Origin of the sequence: Reyranella sp., from assembly GCF_965228225.1 — a bacterium.
Classification (GTDB): Bacteria; Pseudomonadota; Alphaproteobacteria; order Reyranellales; family Reyranellaceae; genus Reyranella.
In genome coordinates, this window is sequence record NZ_OZ245801.1 from 1,184,825 (window position 1) to 1,200,000 (window position 15,176).

Annotated in this window: 14 protein-coding genes and 1 tRNA gene; 14 read left to right on the forward strand and 1 reads right to left on the reverse strand. The window is 66.8% G+C overall.

Annotated features, from left to right (window positions below):
• Positions 1–25: 25 nt before the first annotated feature.
• The 6 genes from ACO07K_RS05775 to ACO07K_RS05800 all read left to right on the forward strand — a co-directional run bounded on the left by ACO07K_RS05775 (position 26) and on the right by ACO07K_RS05800 (position 5,780).
• Complete coding sequence (locus ACO07K_RS05775; RefSeq protein ID WP_422034949.1) at positions 26–742, forward strand: ATP12 family chaperone protein; 717 nt, start codon at positions 26–28, stop codon at positions 740–742.
• 8 nt (positions 743–750) lie between these two features.
• Positions 751–1,623 carry a phosphonopyruvate hydrolase gene (locus ACO07K_RS05780; RefSeq protein WP_422034950.1) on the forward strand — a complete coding sequence of 291 codons (873 nt, stop codon included), beginning with the start codon at positions 751–753 and terminating at the stop codon, positions 1,621–1,623.
• Between the two features lie 48 nt (positions 1,624–1,671).
• Positions 1,672–3,204: an acyl-CoA carboxylase subunit beta gene (locus tag ACO07K_RS05785; protein WP_422034952.1), complete on the forward strand. Its 1,533-nt coding sequence runs from the start codon at positions 1,672–1,674 to the stop codon at positions 3,202–3,204.
• 34 nt (positions 3,205–3,238) lie between these two features.
• On the forward strand, positions 3,239–3,433 hold the full coding sequence (locus ACO07K_RS05790) for a hypothetical protein (protein ID WP_324522842.1): 195 nt from the start codon (positions 3,239–3,241) through the stop codon (positions 3,431–3,433).
• A 107-nt stretch (positions 3,434–3,540) separates the two neighbouring features.
• The gene (locus ACO07K_RS05795; RefSeq protein ID WP_422036632.1) at positions 3,541–5,493 is read left to right on the forward strand and encodes an acetyl-CoA carboxylase biotin carboxylase subunit; all 1,953 of its coding nucleotides are present in this window, start codon (positions 3,541–3,543) and stop codon (positions 5,491–5,493) included.
• A 5-nt stretch (positions 5,494–5,498) separates the two neighbouring features.
• A complete protein-coding gene (locus tag ACO07K_RS05800) occupies positions 5,499–5,780 on the forward strand; it encodes an acylphosphatase (RefSeq protein ID WP_422034953.1) in 282 nt (93 codons plus the stop codon).
• Here the strand turns inward: ACO07K_RS05800 and lipB are convergent.
• On the reverse strand, positions 5,758–6,435 hold the full coding sequence (gene lipB / locus ACO07K_RS05805; protein WP_422034954.1) for a lipoyl(octanoyl) transferase LipB: 678 nt from the start codon (positions 6,433–6,435) through the stop codon (positions 5,758–5,760). The two genes, ACO07K_RS05800 and lipB, sit on opposite strands and share 23 nt — an antisense overlap.
• 89 nt (positions 6,436–6,524) lie before the next feature.
• On the opposite strand from lipB, the gene ACO07K_RS05810 reads away from it, so the two are divergent.
• From ACO07K_RS05810 to ACO07K_RS05845, 8 genes are all read left to right on the forward strand, one after another.
• Positions 6,525–6,609 (forward strand) — tRNA-Leu (locus ACO07K_RS05810).
• Positions 6,610–6,695: 86 nt separating this feature from the next.
• The gene (locus ACO07K_RS05815) at positions 6,696–8,978 is read left to right on the forward strand and encodes an NADP-dependent malic enzyme (protein WP_422034955.1); all 2,283 of its coding nucleotides are present in this window, start codon (positions 6,696–6,698) and stop codon (positions 8,976–8,978) included.
• Positions 8,975–10,336, forward strand: coding sequence for a magnesium transporter (gene mgtE / locus ACO07K_RS05820; RefSeq protein ID WP_422034956.1), 1,362 nt, complete (start codon positions 8,975–8,977; stop codon positions 10,334–10,336). The genes ACO07K_RS05815 and mgtE overlap by 4 nt, the downstream gene beginning before the upstream one ends.
• Positions 10,337–10,367: 31 nt before the next feature.
• Positions 10,368–11,540, forward strand: a complete 1,173-nt coding sequence (locus ACO07K_RS05825; protein WP_422034958.1) for an isovaleryl-CoA dehydrogenase — start codon at positions 10,368–10,370, stop codon at positions 11,538–11,540.
• Positions 11,541–11,602: 62 nt separating this feature from the next.
• On the forward strand, positions 11,603–12,226 hold the full coding sequence (locus ACO07K_RS05830; RefSeq protein ID WP_422034960.1) for a TetR/AcrR family transcriptional regulator: 624 nt from the start codon (positions 11,603–11,605) through the stop codon (positions 12,224–12,226).
• Positions 12,223–13,758 carry an acyl-CoA synthetase gene (locus ACO07K_RS05835; RefSeq protein WP_422034961.1) on the forward strand — a complete coding sequence of 512 codons (1,536 nt, stop codon included), beginning with the start codon at positions 12,223–12,225 and terminating at the stop codon, positions 13,756–13,758. Before ACO07K_RS05830 ends, ACO07K_RS05835 begins: the two co-directional genes overlap by 4 nt.
• A gap of 8 nt (positions 13,759–13,766) precedes the next feature.
• Positions 13,767–14,441 carry a sulfite oxidase-like oxidoreductase gene (locus tag ACO07K_RS05840; protein ID WP_422034962.1) on the forward strand — a complete coding sequence of 225 codons (675 nt, stop codon included), beginning with the start codon at positions 13,767–13,769 and terminating at the stop codon, positions 14,439–14,441.
• A gap of 14 nt (positions 14,442–14,455) precedes the next feature.
• Positions 14,456–14,929, forward strand: a complete 474-nt coding sequence (locus ACO07K_RS05845; RefSeq protein WP_422034963.1) for a glutathione peroxidase — start codon at positions 14,456–14,458, stop codon at positions 14,927–14,929.
• The last annotated feature ends 247 nt before the right edge of the window (positions 14,930–15,176 follow it).

Sequence of the window (15,176 nt, forward strand, 5' to 3'; positions counted from 1 at the left end):
ATGCCGGGCGCCGTTCGGGAGATGAATGAAGCGGTTTTACAAGCATACGGGCGTCGACGAGGGCGAGGGCGGCTTTCGCATCCTGCTCGATGGCAAGCCCATGCGGACGCCGGCCAAGGCGGTGCTGGTCGTACCGACGCGGGCGCTCGCCGAGGCGATCGCCGCCGAATGGGCGGGGGTGCCCGACAAGGCCGAGATCAACGCCGCGCATCTGCCGCTGACGCGTCTCGCCGCGACCGGCGTCGACCGCGTCGTGGCTCGGCGCGCCGACGTGATCGCCGATACGGCTAAGTATGCCGGCTCGGATCTTCTCTGCTATCGCGCGACGGCGCCGGAGAGTCTGGTGAGGCTGCAGCAGGAGCTATGGCAGCCCTTGCTGGACTGGGCGGCCGAGCGTCACGGCGCCCGGCTCGTCACCGCCGACGGTATCGGCTTCGTGGAGCAACCCGAAGAGGCTAAGGCGCGACTTCACGAGGCGGTTTCGGCACACGGCGATCTGGCGCTGTCGGCGCTTTACAATCTCACGCACACGGCGGGATCTGTGGTGATCGGGCTGGCGGTGTCGGAGAGGCGCCTCGATGCGGCCGCCGCCTTTGCCGCCGCCCAGATGGACGAACTCTACCAGGTCGATCGCTGGGGCGACGATCCGATCGCGGAGAAACAGCGCGAGGGCGTGCGCCGGGACATCGAGGCGTGTGCGCGCTTTCTTTCACTTCTTGAAAACGCGCGTCTGCGCGGCTGAGGGGAATCATGGGAGCGGGCACCAGGCTACGGAAGGTCATGGCCGAGAAGGGCCTCGTCGAGGCAATGGCGGCGCACAGCCCGCTGTCGGCGATGCTTGCCGCGGAAGCGGGCTTCGACGCGATCTGGGCCTCCGGCTTCGAATTGTCCGCGCTGTACGGCGTGCCGGACGTCAGCATCGTGTCGATGACCCAGCATCTCGACATGACGCGCGCCATGGCCGACCGGTCGGGCCTGCCGGTGGTGGCCGACATCGACACCGGCTTCGGCAACGCCATCAACGTCCTCTATGCCGTCGAGCAGTACGAGCGCGCCGGCGTGGGCGCGATCGTGATGGAGGACAAGAGCTTCCCCAAGGTCACCAGCCTGATCGCCGGTGGCCGCCAGGACATGGTCCGCATCGAGGAGTTCCAGGGCAAGATCGAAGCGGCGCGTTCGGCCCGGCGCGATCCGGATCTCGTGGTCGTGGCCCGCACCGAGGCGCTGATCGCCGGTCTCGGCCAGGACGAGGCGCTGAAGCGGGCCCGGGCCTACGAGGCCGCGGGCGCCGATCTGATCCTCGTCCATTCCAAGCAGAAGACGCCCGACGAGATCGAGGCCTTCATCAAGGCATGGGACGGCAAGGTGCCGATCGCGCTGGTGCCGACCGCCTATCCCCAGATGACGGTGGCGCGGGTGCGTGAACTCAAGAAGGTCGGGCTGCTGATCTGGGGCAACCATGCGATTCGCGCCGCGGTCGGGGCGATGCGGGCGACCTTCGCGCAGATCCGCCGCGACGGCGGAATTCACGGCGTCGAGGCGAGTATTGCCTCGGTCGACGCGGTATTCGATTTGCAAGGCATGGGAACGGTGAAGGACAACGAGAAGAGATTCCTCCGCTAGACGTGATCGCGTTATTGGCCGAAAACTGACCGAGGGCCGGAGATTTTGATGCAGAAAATGTTGGAAGAACTCGAGCGCAGGCGGGCAGCGGCGCGTCTGGGCGGCGGTGAGCGCCGCATCGAGGCGCAGCACGCCAAGGGCAAGCTGACGGCGCGCGAGCGGATCGACGCACTCCTCGATCCGGAGTCGTTCGAGGAATACGACATGTTCGTCGAGCACCGTTCGATCGATTTCGGCATGGAGAACCAGAAGATCCCGGGCGACGGCGTGGTCACCGGCCACGGCACCATCAACGGCCGGCTGGTCTATGTCTTCAGCCAGGATTTCACGGTCTTCGGCGGTGCATTGTCCGGCATGCACGCCACCAAGATCTGCAAGATCATGGACATGGCCATGAAGGTCGGTGCCCCGGTGCTCGGCCTGAACGATTCGGGCGGCGCGCGCATCCAGGAGGGCGTCGACTCGCTCGCCGGCTATGCCGACGTGTTCCAGCGCAACGTGCTGGCGTCCGGTGTGATCCCGCAGATCTCGATGGTCATGGGTCCGTGCGCCGGCGGTGCGGTCTATTCGCCGGCGATGACCGACTTCATCTTCATGGTGAAGGACAGCTCGTACATGTTCGTGACCGGCCCCGACGTGGTGAAGACCGTCACGCACGAGACGGTGACGCAGGAGGAGCTGGGCGGCGCGCTCACCCACACCCAGAAGTCGGGCGTGGCCGACCTCGCCTATGAGAACGACATCGAGGCGCTGCTGCAGCTCCGCCGCTTCGTCGACTTCCTGCCCTCGAACAATCGCGAGAAGGCGCCGGTTCGCGCGACCCTCGATCCGGTCGATCGCGACGACTTCTCGCTCGACACGCTGGTGCCCGAGAATCCCAACAAGCCCTACGACATCAAGGAGCTGATCCTGAAGGTCGTGGACGAGGGCGATTTCTTCGAACTGTCGCCGGAATGGGCGGCGAACATGGTCGTGGGCTTCGGCCGCATGGCCGGCCGCACGGTGGGCTTCGTGGCCAACCAGCCGATGGTGCTGGCCGGCTGCCTCGACATCGACAGCTCGCGCAAGGCGGCGCGCTTCGTGCGCTTCTGCGACGCCTTCAACATCCCGATCGTGACCTTCGTCGACGTGCCGGGCTTCCTGCCGGGCACGACCCAGGAGTTCGGCGGCATCATCAAGCACGGCGCCAAGCTGCTCTATGCCTATGCCGAGGCCACCGTGCCGAAGGTCACGGTGATCACCCGCAAGGCCTATGGCGGCGCCTACGACGTGATGGCGTCCAAGCACCTGCGCGGCGACGTCAACTATGCCTGGCCGGGCGCCGAGATCGCGGTGATGGGGGCCAAGGGCGCGGTCGAGATCATCTTCCGGTCCGATGTCGGTGACGCCAACAAGATCGCGGCGCGCACCGAGGAATACCGCCAGAAGTTCGCCAATCCGTTCGTGGCGGCCAATCGCGGCTTCATCGACGACGTGATCATGCCGCACGGCACGCGCCGCCGCATCTGCCGGGCGCTGGCCACGCTCGAGACCAAGAAGCTCGAGAACCCGTGGCGCAAGCACGGCAACGTGCCTCTGTGACGGCGACGCCGTGCATCTGTCTCCCGAGGAGCGCATGAGGCGCGGCCGGATCGTGCGCAAGCACCTGATGGTCGGGCTTCTCGCGCTGCTCGTGATCATCCCGCTGAATTTCATCGTGAGCCGCCAGTATCCGTGGTGGCTCTGGGTCCTCATCGTCTGGTTGCCCCTGATCGGCGCGCACTCAATGTGGGCCAGGGGCTTCTTCGATCGCAGAAAAGAAGGAATGTGAGCATGGCCGCCAAGAAGAAGGTCGCCAAGGTCGCCGCCAAGAGCGCATCAAAAGGCGTCGCGGCTGCGAAGAAGGCGCCGGCCCCGAAGCCCGCCGCCGAGGGACCGCTGTTCGACAAGATCCTGATCGCCAACCGCGGCGAGATCGCCTGCCGGGTCATCCGGACCTGCAAGCGTCTCGGTATCAAGACCGTGGCGGTCTACTCCGAAGCCGACGCCGACGCGCTGCATGTGCGCGAGGCCGACGAGGCGGTGCTGATCGGACCGCCGCCCTCGGCGCAGTCCTATCTGCTGATCGACAAGATCGTCGAGGCCTGCAAGGCGACGGGCGCGCAGGCGGTGCATCCGGGCTACGGGTTCCTCTCCGAGAAGGAAGCCTTCCAGAAGGCGCTGGCCGAGGCCGGCATCGCCTTCATCGGTCCCGACGCCCACGCCATCTACGCCATGGGCGACAAGATCGAATCCAAGAAGCTGGCGCAGGCGGCCGGCGTCAGCACGGTCCCCGGCTATCTCGCGGCGATTCCCAATGCCGACGAGGCGGTGAAGATCGCCCGGAAGATCGGCTACCCGGTCATGATCAAGGCGTCGGCCGGCGGCGGCGGCAAGGGCATGCGCATCGCCTACAACGATGCCGAAGCGCATGAAGGCTTCGGCTCGGCGACCAACGAAGCCAAGGCCTCGTTCGCCGACGATCGCGTGTTCATCGAGAAGTATGTCGAGGAACCGCGCCACATCGAGATCCAGCTGATCGCCGACGGCCACGGCAATTGCATCTATCTCTGGGAACGCGAGTGCTCGATCCAGCGCCGCCACCAGAAGGTGATCGAGGAGGCGCCAAGCCCGTTCCTCGACGCCAAGACGCGCAAGGCGATGGGCGAGCAGGCCGTCGCGTTGGCCAAGGCGGTCAAGTACAAGAGCGCCGGCACCGTCGAGTTCATCGTCGACAAGAACCGCAAGTTCTACTTCCTCGAGATGAACACGCGCCTGCAGGTCGAGCATCCGGTGACCGAGCTGATCACCGGCCTCGACCTCGTCGAGCTGATGATCCGCGTGGCGGCGGGCGGCAGGCTGCCGTTCCAGCAGAAGGACGTGAAGCTGCAGGGCTGGGCCGTCGAGGCGCGTCTCTATGCCGAAGATCCGTTCCGCAACTTCCTGCCCTCCACCGGGCGCCTAGTGAAGTATCGCGAGCCCGAAGCGGGGCCCGACGTGCGCGTCGATACCGGCGTCTACGAGGGCGGCGAGATCTCGATGTTCTACGACCCGATGATCGCCAAGCTGTGCACGCACGGCAAGACGCGCGACGAGGCGATCGACCGCATGCGCCGCGCGCTCGACGAATTCTACGTCCGCGGCGTGTCGCACAACGTGCCGTTCCTGGCGGCGCTGATGGCCCATCCCAGGTTCCGGGCGGGCAAGCTCACGACCAATTTCATCGCTGAGGAGTTCAAGGGCGGCTTCACGGCCGAGCATCTACCACCGAAGGACCCGGCGGTGCTGGCAGCGGTCGCGGCCGTGGTCGATCGCATTCATGCGCATCGGGCAGGGGCACCTCAGTCCGAGCGCGTCGTCATGCTCAATCGCGCGCCGATGCCAGTCTCGGTGAGCGGCGGCGGCCTCGAATTCGCCGTGGACATCGACGCCCGCAGGATCGAGATCGAGACCGCCTGGACGCCGGGCGAGCCGCTGTTGCGGGCGAAGGTCGATCAGCATCCGGTCGTGGTGCAGGTGGATACTCTGGGTTCCGGCTGGCGCCTGACGCATGAAGGCGGGCAGGCGGACGTGCTGGTGCTGACGCCGCGCCAGGCCGAGCTCTACGCGCTGATGCCGGTCAAGGCGGCGCCCGACACCTCCAAGTTCCTGCTGTCTCCGATGCCGGGCCTGCTGGCCTCCGTGGCGGTGAGCGAGGGGCAGGAGATCAAGGCCGGCGAGGCGCTGGCTGTGGTCGAGGCGATGAAGATGGAGAACGTGCTGCGCGCCACGCGTGACGGCACGGTCAAGACGCTGCACGCCAAGGCCGGCGACAGCCTGCGCGTCGACCAGAAGATCATCGAGTTCGCCTGAGCCGGATGGCGTTGCAGGCGCGTCTCGCGATCACCGGGCGGGTCCAGGGCGTGGGCTATCGCGACTGGGCGATGGCGACGGCACAGCGGCTCGGCCTCAGCGGCTGGGTCCGTAACCGCACCGACGGCTCGGTCGAGGCGCTGGTGGTCGGTGACGATGACGCGGTGGGCAGGATGATCGAAGCCTGCCGCCGCGGCCCGACGCTCGCGAGGGTGGACGCCGTCGACGTCGAGCCGGTCGACCTCGATGTCCTGCCGTCGGGCTTTACGCGGCTGCCGACGGCCTGATTTCGCCGAACACTTCCTGGAAGGTCTCGGCCAGCGCCGCGTCGAGATCGGCCAGGGTCACCGGCAGGCCGAGATCGACCAGCGACGTGACGCCATGGTCGGCGATGCCGCAGGGAACGATTCCCGCATAGTGCGACAGGTCGGGCTCGACGTTGATCGAGATGCCGTGGAACGCCACCCAGTGGCGGATGCGCACGCCGATGGCCGCGATCTTGTCCTCGCGCGGGCTGCCGTCGGGCAGGGGCGGCTTGTCCGGTCGCACCACCCAGACGCCGACACGGCCCTCCCGCCGCTCCGCCTTGACGTTGAAGCGCCCGAGCGTGCGGATGGTCCATTCCTCGAGGTCGGAAACGTAACGCCGCACATCCTGCCGGCGCGCCCGGAGGTCGAGCATCACATAGGCCACCCGCTGGCCGGGGCCGTGATAGGTGTACTGGCCGCCGCGCCCGGCCACGTGGACGGGAAAGCGTGCCGGCTGTAGCAGGTCCTGCGTCCGGGCGCTGGTACCCGCCGTGTAGAGCGGCGGATGCTCCAGCAGCCACACCATTTCGCCCGCCGTCCCGGCGCGGATGGCCGCGACACGCGCCTCCATGGTGGATAAAGCCTCGTCATAGGGGACAGCGTCGTCGGAGATGCGCCATTCGAGCCTGTTCATTGTGGCAAAATCGGCAGTTCCGCTCGTTCGTGCAAGCCCGCCTTGCCACTGCGGGAGCGATTTGGTATCCCCCGCGCCATCGAACCGGCGCGGCCATGGCGGAATTGGTAGACGCGCTAGCTTGAGGTGCTAGTGCCGCGAGGCGTGGAAGTTCGAGTCTTCTTGGCCGCACCATCGCCGGTTCGAACGAAAAGGTAAGGTCGCCGCCTGTTGGCAAATGCCAACGGGCGGCCCTTTTTGTTTGCAGGTGGGAGAGTGCTTTGGCCGACGATCTCAGCGAAAGCGCCCTCCGTTACCATCGCCTGCCCCGACCCGGGAAGATCGAGGTCGTCCCGACCAAGCCGCTGGCGACCCAGCGCGACCTCTCGCTGGCCTATTCGCCGGGCGTAGCCGCGGCCTGCAACGAGATCGTGCGCGACCCCGCGATGGCCGCCGAGCTCACCTCCCGTGCCAATCTGGTCGCCGTCGTCACCAACGGCACTGCCGTTCTGGGGCTGGGCGCGATCGGGCCGCTGGCCGCCAAGCCGGTGATGGAGGGCAAGGGCGTCCTCTTCAAGAAATTCGCGGGCATCGACGTCTTCGACCTCGAACTGGCCGAACTGGACCAAGACAGACTGGTCGACATCGTCGCGGCGCTCGAGCCGACCTTCGGCGGCATCAACCTCGAGGACATCAAGGCGCCGGAGTGCTTCTACGTCGAGCAGAAGCTGCGCGAGCGCATGAAGATCCCGGTGTTCCACGACGACCAGCACGGCACCGCCATCATCGTCGGGGCCGCGCTGTTCAACGCCCTGTCGCTGGTCGGCAAGGACATCGCCAAGGTGAAGCTGGTCGTGTCCGGCGCGGGGGCGGCGGCCCTGTCGTGCCTCGGCGTGCTGGAGAAGCTCGGCCTGCCGCGCGAGAACATGTGGGTCACCGACATCGCCGGTGTGGTCTGGAAGGGCCGCAACGAGCAGATGGACCCGTGGAAGGAGCGCTATGCCCGCGACACGCAGGCCCGCACCCTGGGTGAGGTGATCGGCGGCGCCGACGTCTTCCTCGGCCTCTCGGCCGCCGGCGTCCTGAAGCCCGAGATGGTGGCCCGGATGGCCGCCCGGCCGCTGATCTTCGCGCTGGCCAATCCCAATCCCGAGATCACCCCGGAAGACGTGGCGGGCGTCCGCGACGATGCCATCATGGCGACCGGCCGCAGCGACTATCCCAACCAGGTCAACAACGTCCTCTGCTTCCCCTACATCTTCCGCGGCGCGCTCGACGTGGGGGCCACGACGGTCAACGACGAGATGAAGATCGCCTGCGTGCGCGCCTTGGCGGCTCTGGCACGCAAGGAGCCCTCCGAGGTCGTGGCGCGGGCCTTCGGCGAGCAGGCGGGCGGCTTCGGCCCCACCCAGATCATTCCCAAGCCGTTCGATCCGCGCCTGATCGTGGAGCTGGCGCCGGCTGTCGCCAAGGCCGCCATGGACAGCGGCGTCGCGACACGGCCGATCACCGACTTCGATGCCTACCGCCAGCAGCTCAGCCAGTTCGTCTTCAAGTCCGGTCTGGTCATGCGGCCGGTCTTCGCTCAGGCGCGCTCCGATCCGAAGCGCGTCATCTTCAGCGCCGGCGAGGACGATCGCGTCCTGCGCGCCGCGCAGATCATCCTGGACGAGGGCATCGCCAAGCCGATCCTGATCGGCCGGCCGGAGATCGTGCGCCGGCGCGCCGAGCGGCTTGGCCTGCGCTTCCAGCCGGGTGTCGATGTCGAGCTGGTCGATCCGTCCAGCGACCCGCGCTACGACAAATACTGGGGCGCCTATCTCGAGCTGATGGAGCGCAAGGGCGTCACCGAGCCGACGGCCCGCAACCTCGTGCGCTCCAGCCCGACCTTGATCGCCGCGCTGGCAGTAAAGCTCGGCGATGCCGATGCGATGATCGCCGGCGCCTATGGCCGCTTCCGCACCCATCTGGCGCATGTGCGCGACGTCATCGGCCTGCGCGAGGGGGCCAAGAACATGGCGGCCCTCAGCCTGCTGGTCATGCCGACCCGCGCGCTGTTCATCGCCGATACCTACGTGAACTACGATCCCGATCCCGAGACGCTGGCCGAGATCACCCTGCTGGCCGCGGACGAGGTGCTGCGCTTCGGCCTCCAGCCCAAGGTCGCGCTGATCTCGCATTCTAGCTTCGGCGGCTCCGAGCACGCCTCGGCCAAGAAGATGGCGGCCGCGGTCAAGATCCTGCACCAGCGGGCGCCGACCCTCGAGGTCGACGGCGAGATGCACGGTGACGCCGCGCTCAACGTCGAAATCCGCAACAGCGTCTTTCCGCGATCGAAGCTCAAGGAACCGGCGAACCTCGTGGTCTGCCCGTCGCTCGATTCCGCCAACATCTCCTTCAATCTGCTGAAAGAAGCGGCCGACGGGCTGCACATCGGCCCGATCCTGCTCGGCACGGATCTGCCGGCGCACGTTCTGACCCCGTCGGTGACCGCCCGCGGCATTCTCAACATGACCGCGCTGGCCGTGGTCGAAGCGCAGCGCCTCGCCGAGGCGCGTGGATGAGCGGCGAGATCGACCATCTCGACGAAGTAACGCCGGACCTCGTCCGGCGGGTCGAGGCGGCGCTCACCGACGACAGGCAAGAGGATGCGCGGGCGCTGCTGAGCAATCTCAGCGCCACCGGCCAGGCCTCCATTCTCGAACAGATCTCCGAGGATGAACGCGACAAGCTGGTCGGCATCCTCAAGGGTGACCTCGATCCCGAGGCGCTGACCGAGCTCGACGAGGAAGTCCTCGAGGACGTTCTCCAGCAGCTCGACAGCAAGGAGATCGCGGCCGCCGCGCGCGAGCTGGAGGCCGACGATGCCGCCACCATCCTCGAGGACCTGACGGAAGAGGAACGGCAGGAAGTCCTGGCGGAGATCCCCGCCGACGAACGCGCCGACATCGAGCGCGCGCTCGCCTATCCCGAGGACGCGGCCGGTCGCCTCATGCAACGGTCGCTGGTCAAGGTGGCCGACACCTGGACCGTGGGCGAGGTCATCGACCATTGCCGCGAGGCGACCGATCTGCCCGACGACGTCTACGACATCTTCGTCGTCGACGCGGACGGCCATCTGCGCGGCGCCGTGCCGCTCGGCCGCATGCTGCGCACCAAGCGTCCCGTGCCGATCCTCGCGATCGTCGATCCCGACATCCCGTCGCTGCCGGTCATGGCCGACCAGGCCGAGGTGGCGCACGTCTTCCGCGACAAGAACCTGGTCTCATGTCCGGTCGTCGACGATGATGGGCGGTTGCTCGGCGTGATCATGGTCGACGACGTGGTCGACGTGATCGACGAGGAGGCGGAGGAAGACCTGCTCAAGATGGGCGGCGTCGGCTCCGACGACATGCACGCCGACACCGTCCGCACGGCGCGCCTGCGGGCGCCCTGGCTGATGGTTAACGTCGCCACGGCGTTGGTCGCCTCCTTCGTGATCAGCCAGTTCGAGGAGACGATCGAGAAGATCGTCATCCTGGCGGCGCTCATGCCGATCGTGGCCTCGATGGGCGGCAATGCCGGAATCCAGACCGTTACCGTCACGGTGCGCGCCCTGGCGATGGGGGAGCTGACGGCGGCCAATGCGCTGCGCTTCATCGGCAAGGAGGCGGTCGTCGGCAGCCTGAACGGTCTCCTCTTTGCCACGCTCCTGGCGGTGGGGGTCATGCTCGTGTTCCACGACTGGCGGCTGGGCGCGGTCATTGCCGCCTCGATGGTCTGCAACCTGATGGCCGCGTCGCTGGCCGGTTCGCTGATCCCGCTCGGTCTGCAGAAATTCGGAGTAGACCCCGCCGTCTCGTCGACGGTGTTCCTCACCATGGTCACCGACGTGACCGGCTTCCTGACCTTTCTCGGCCTGGCGACGATCTTCCTGCTTTGAGGTATCGTCCCCGGCAAAGGTGAGGACAGACATGATCCCGAATGCGATGCCGCCGTTCGATTTCGGCCTGGGTGAAACCGCCGATGCGCTGCGCGACCAGGTCCAGCGATTTGCCGCGACCGAGGTGGCGCCGATCGCCGCCGAGATCGACAAGACCGACCGGTTCCCGCGCGAGCTGTGGCCGAAGATGGGCGAACTCGGCCTGCACGGCATCACTGTCGAGGAGGAGTTCGGCGGGTCGGGCCTCGGCTATCTTGAACATGTCGTGGCGGTCGAGGAGATCAGCCGCGCCTCGGCGGCAGTCGGGCTGAGCTACGGCGCCCACTCCAACCTCTGCATCAACCAGATCCGCCGCACCGGCACCGACGAACAGAAGAAGCGCTTCCTGCCCAAGCTGATCTCCGGCGAGCATGTCGGCAGCCTCGCCATGAGCGAATCGGGGGCCGGCTCCGATGTCGTGTCGATGAAGCTGCGGGCCGAGAAGAAGGGCGACCGGTACGTCCTGAACGGCACCAAGATGTGGATCACCAACAGCCCCGATGCGCAGCTGGTCGTGGTCTATGCCAAGACCGATCCGGCGGCCGGTTCGCGCGGCATCACGACCTTCATCGTCGAGACCGACCGCAAGGGCTTCAAGGTTGCCCAGAAGCTCGACAAAATGGGCATGCGTGGCTCCTCGACCGGCGAGCTCGTGTTCGAGGATTGCGAGATCCCCGAGGAGAACGTGCTGGGCGCCGTGGGCAAGGGGGTCAACGTGCTGATGAGCGGCCTCGACTACGAGCGCGCGGTGCTGGCGGCAGGGCCGATCGGCATCATGCAGGCGGCGATGGACGTCGTCGTGCCGTATGTCCACGAGCGCAAGCAGTTCGGCCAGGCGATCGGCGAGTTCCAGCTGGTGCAGGGCAAGCTGGCCGACATGTACACCACGATGAACGCCTGCAAGGCCTATGTGTACGCCGTCGCCAGGGCCTGCGACCGCGGCCAGACCACGCGCAAGGATTCGGCCGGGGCGATCCTCTACGCCGCCGAGAAGGCCACGATGGTGGCGCTCGACGCCATCCAGCTGCTGGGCGGCAACGGCTACATCAACGACTATCCGACCGGCCGCCTGCTGCGCGACGCCAAGCTCTACGAGATCGGTGCCGGCACCAGCGAGATCCGCCGCATGCTGATCGGCCGCGAGCTGTTCGCCGAGACCGCCTGATGGACGACGGGGTTTGACCGGGCGGAGGCTTTTTCTTACACAGTGTGTATGAAAGGGCTTCGATGCCGCGTTATCTGACCGAACAGGACATCGCCGATTTCCGCGCCGAGTTGTGCCGGGTCGCCACCGAGCGGTTCGCCCGCTTCGGCTATGAGGGCGTCACCATGCGCCAGCTCGCCGAGGCGCTGGGCTGCAGTCCCAAGACGCCCTATCGCTACTTCAAGGACAAGGCCGACATCCTGGCGACGGTGCGGGCCGAGGCCTTCTCCCGGTTCGCCGACACGCTCGAGGCTGCGGCGGCTGGAGGCGGGGAACCGCTGGACCGGGCGCGCCGCGTGGGCGACGCCTATCTGCGGTTCGCCGACGAGCATCCGCATGCCTATCGCATCATGTTCGAGATCGACCAGCCGATAAGCGACGACCATCCCGACCTGTTGCGCGAGTCGAAGCGGGCCCGCACCTTCGTGACGCGGCAGGCGGAAGACATGGTGAAGGCCGGGTTGATCGACGCCGATCCGCTGCTGTTCGGCTGGTCGATGTGGGCCGCGACGCATGGGCTGGTCATGCTGAAGCAGGCGGGCATGCTCGATTATGGGCCGGATATCCGAACACTCGCCGGCTATCACGGCGCGCTGATGTTCAAGGGCGCGCTCGCGCTACCGGGCAAGAAGGGAGGAAAAAAATGAACGCAGGCGTCACGGCGGGAGAAAGATTCCGGAGCTGGGCCGAGATCCAGGCCAATGCCGCGCGCGCCGCCGGGGGGCTCGAGGCGCTGGGCGTCGGCGAGAATGGCAGCGTCGCCTTGATGCTGCGCAACGACTTCGCGACCTTCGAAGTGAACATGGCCGCAAGTCAGCTCGGCGCCTATGCGGTGCCGATCAACTGGCACTTCACGCCCGAGGAGGCGAACTACATCCTGCGCGACAGCGGCGCGAGCGTGCTGGTGGCGCATACCGACCTGCTGGCGCAGATCGCCGGCGGCGTGCCCGAGGGCGTGAAGGTGTTCGCCGTCCCGACGCCGGCCGAAATCGCCGCGGCTTACGGTGTGGCCCCCGAGAAGCTGCGCGTGCCGGCCGGCGCCGAGGCCTGGGACGATTTCGTCGCGGCTTCCGTCCCGCGCACCGCGCCGCCGCGGCCCTCGCGTGGCAGCATGATCTACACGTCCGGGACGACGGGGCGGCCCAAGGGCGTGCGGCGCCAGCCGAGCACGCCCGAGCAACAGGCGGCGGGTGCTCAGGAAGCCGCCCTGTTCTGGGGCCTCAAGCCCGATCCCGCGATCGTCGTGCTGATGAACGGCCCGATGTACCACTCCGCGCCGGCCGCCTACGGCATGGCGAGCGCAAGGCTCGGCCTGCACATGGTGCTGCAGCCGCGTTTCGAGGCCGAGGACATGCTACGCCTGGTTGCGCGGCACGGGGTCACCCACATGCACATCGTGCCGACCATGTTCGTGCGCCTGCTGCGCCTGCCGGCGGAAGTCCGGGCGCGCCACGACGTCTCGTCGCTGCGTTTCATCAGCCACGGCGCCGCGCCCTGCGCGCCCGCCGTGAAGCGCCAGATGATCGAGTGGTGGGGGCCGGTCATCAACGAATATTACGGCGCGACCGAGACCGGCGTCGTGGTCTGGCACGGCTCGGAAGAGGCGCTGCGCAAGCCCGGCACGGTCGGCCGCCTGGTGCCCGGAGGCGTCCTGCGGATCGTGGATGAGGATGGGCAGGCCGTGAAGCAGGGCGAGGTCGGCGAGATCTACCTGCGCGGTCCCCATCTGTCGGAATTCACCTACAACAACGACGACGCCAAGCGGCGCGAGATATCGCTTGGCCAGCTCGTCACGGTGGGTGACGTGGGCTACGTCGATGCCGACGGCTTCCTGTTCCTGTGCGATCGCAAGCGCGACATGATCATCTCGGGCGGCGTCAACATCTACCCGGCGGAGATCGAGGGGGTGCTGATCCAGATGCCGGGCGTGCGCGACTGTGCCGTGTTCGGCATTCCCGACGAGGAGTTCGGGGAGCAGATCTGCGCCCATGTCGAGCCGGCGGCCGGTGCCTCCCTGGATGCGGCATCCGTGCGCGCCTATCTGGCCGAGCATCTGGCGCGCTACAAGGTGCCCCGGGTGGTCGAGCTCACCGCCGCACTTCCCCGTGAGGATTCGGGCAAGATCTTCAAACGCAAGCTGCGCGCGCCATATTGGGAGAAAGCGGGCCGCAGCATCTGAGGGGTTCCATGGCCGACGACGACGTCACCCTGTCCGGCGAGATCAAGGACAAGCTGGTCGACAGCAAGCAGAAGTGGGCCGAGGAAGGCCGCCTGCTTACCGGAAAGAGCGCGTCGCCGTCGGAGCGCCTGCCGCCCGGCCAGCGCCTGGTCGAGACCTGGCCGGTGCTCGATCTCGGCATCAAGCCCGAGATTCCCACGCATGCCTGGCGCCTGTTCGTCGATGGCGAGGTCGAAGCCCCTGCAACCCTGAGGTGGGATGAATTCAAGGCCCTGCCGAAGACCGGGCTGACGACCGACATCCACTGTGTCACCGCCTGGTCGCGCTACGACAACCGGTGGGAAGGCGTCAGCGCCCGCGACCTGATCGCCCTGGTGAAGCCCAAGGCGTCGGCGCAGCACGTGATCTTCCATTCCTACGACACCTACAAGACCAACGTGCCGCTGGCCGACTTTGCCGCCGAAGACGTCATGCTGGCGTGGAGCTGGAACGGCGAGCCGATCAGCCGCGAGCATGGCGGGCCGCTGCGCGTCGTGATCCCCAAGCTCTACTTCTGGAAGAGTGCCAAGTGGATCAAGCGCATCGAATTCTCGGAACTCGACAAGCCGGGTTTCTGGGAAGTTCGCGGCTATCACAACTATGGCGATCCATGGCGCGAGCAGCGCTACGACGACGAACCTTGATAGGGAGGCCTGACATGGGCGCGCACGATTTCAGCTTCACGGCGATCGATGGCAAGCCGCTCGATCTGAAGAGCCTGGCCGGCAAGCCGATCCTGCTGGTGAACGTCGCCTCGTATTGCGGGTTCACGCCGCAATACACCGACCTCCAGGCCCTGCATGAGACCTACGGTCCGCGCGGCCTCGTGGTGCTGGGCGTGCCCTGCAACGATTTCGGTGCGCAGGAGCCGCGCAGCGAAGGCGAGATCGCGAAGTTCTGCGAGTCGATGTACGACGTGACCTTCCCGCTGACTGCCAAGCAGAAGGTGATCGGGCCCGAAGCCCACGAGCTCTACAAGTGGATCGCGGCGGAAGCGGGCGAGGGGGCGGCACCCAAGTGGAACTTCCACAAGTACCTGATCGGCAAGGACGGCAGCCTGCAGGGCGCCTGGCCGAGCCGGGTTCGGCCGGTTTCCAGCGAGATCACCGCGGCGATCGAGGCCGCGCTGTAGAACACCCACGGGTGCGATGGCCGCGAGCTGGCAAGCCGTCGACAAGCCGGCACTCCGGCGAATAAACGAAACAATCGAAATAAGCGAAATAATCGAAATGAGAGTCGCACCCCCAGGGTAAACGCCGGAGTGCGAGTCGAGGCATGGCCCGCAGCACCAGGCGGGTTGGTGAGAAAACGCAGCCAAATCAACGGTTTGCTGCGCAATATGCGGTCTGTTCGTCGCTCTTGCAGCGACCGGATCCTCC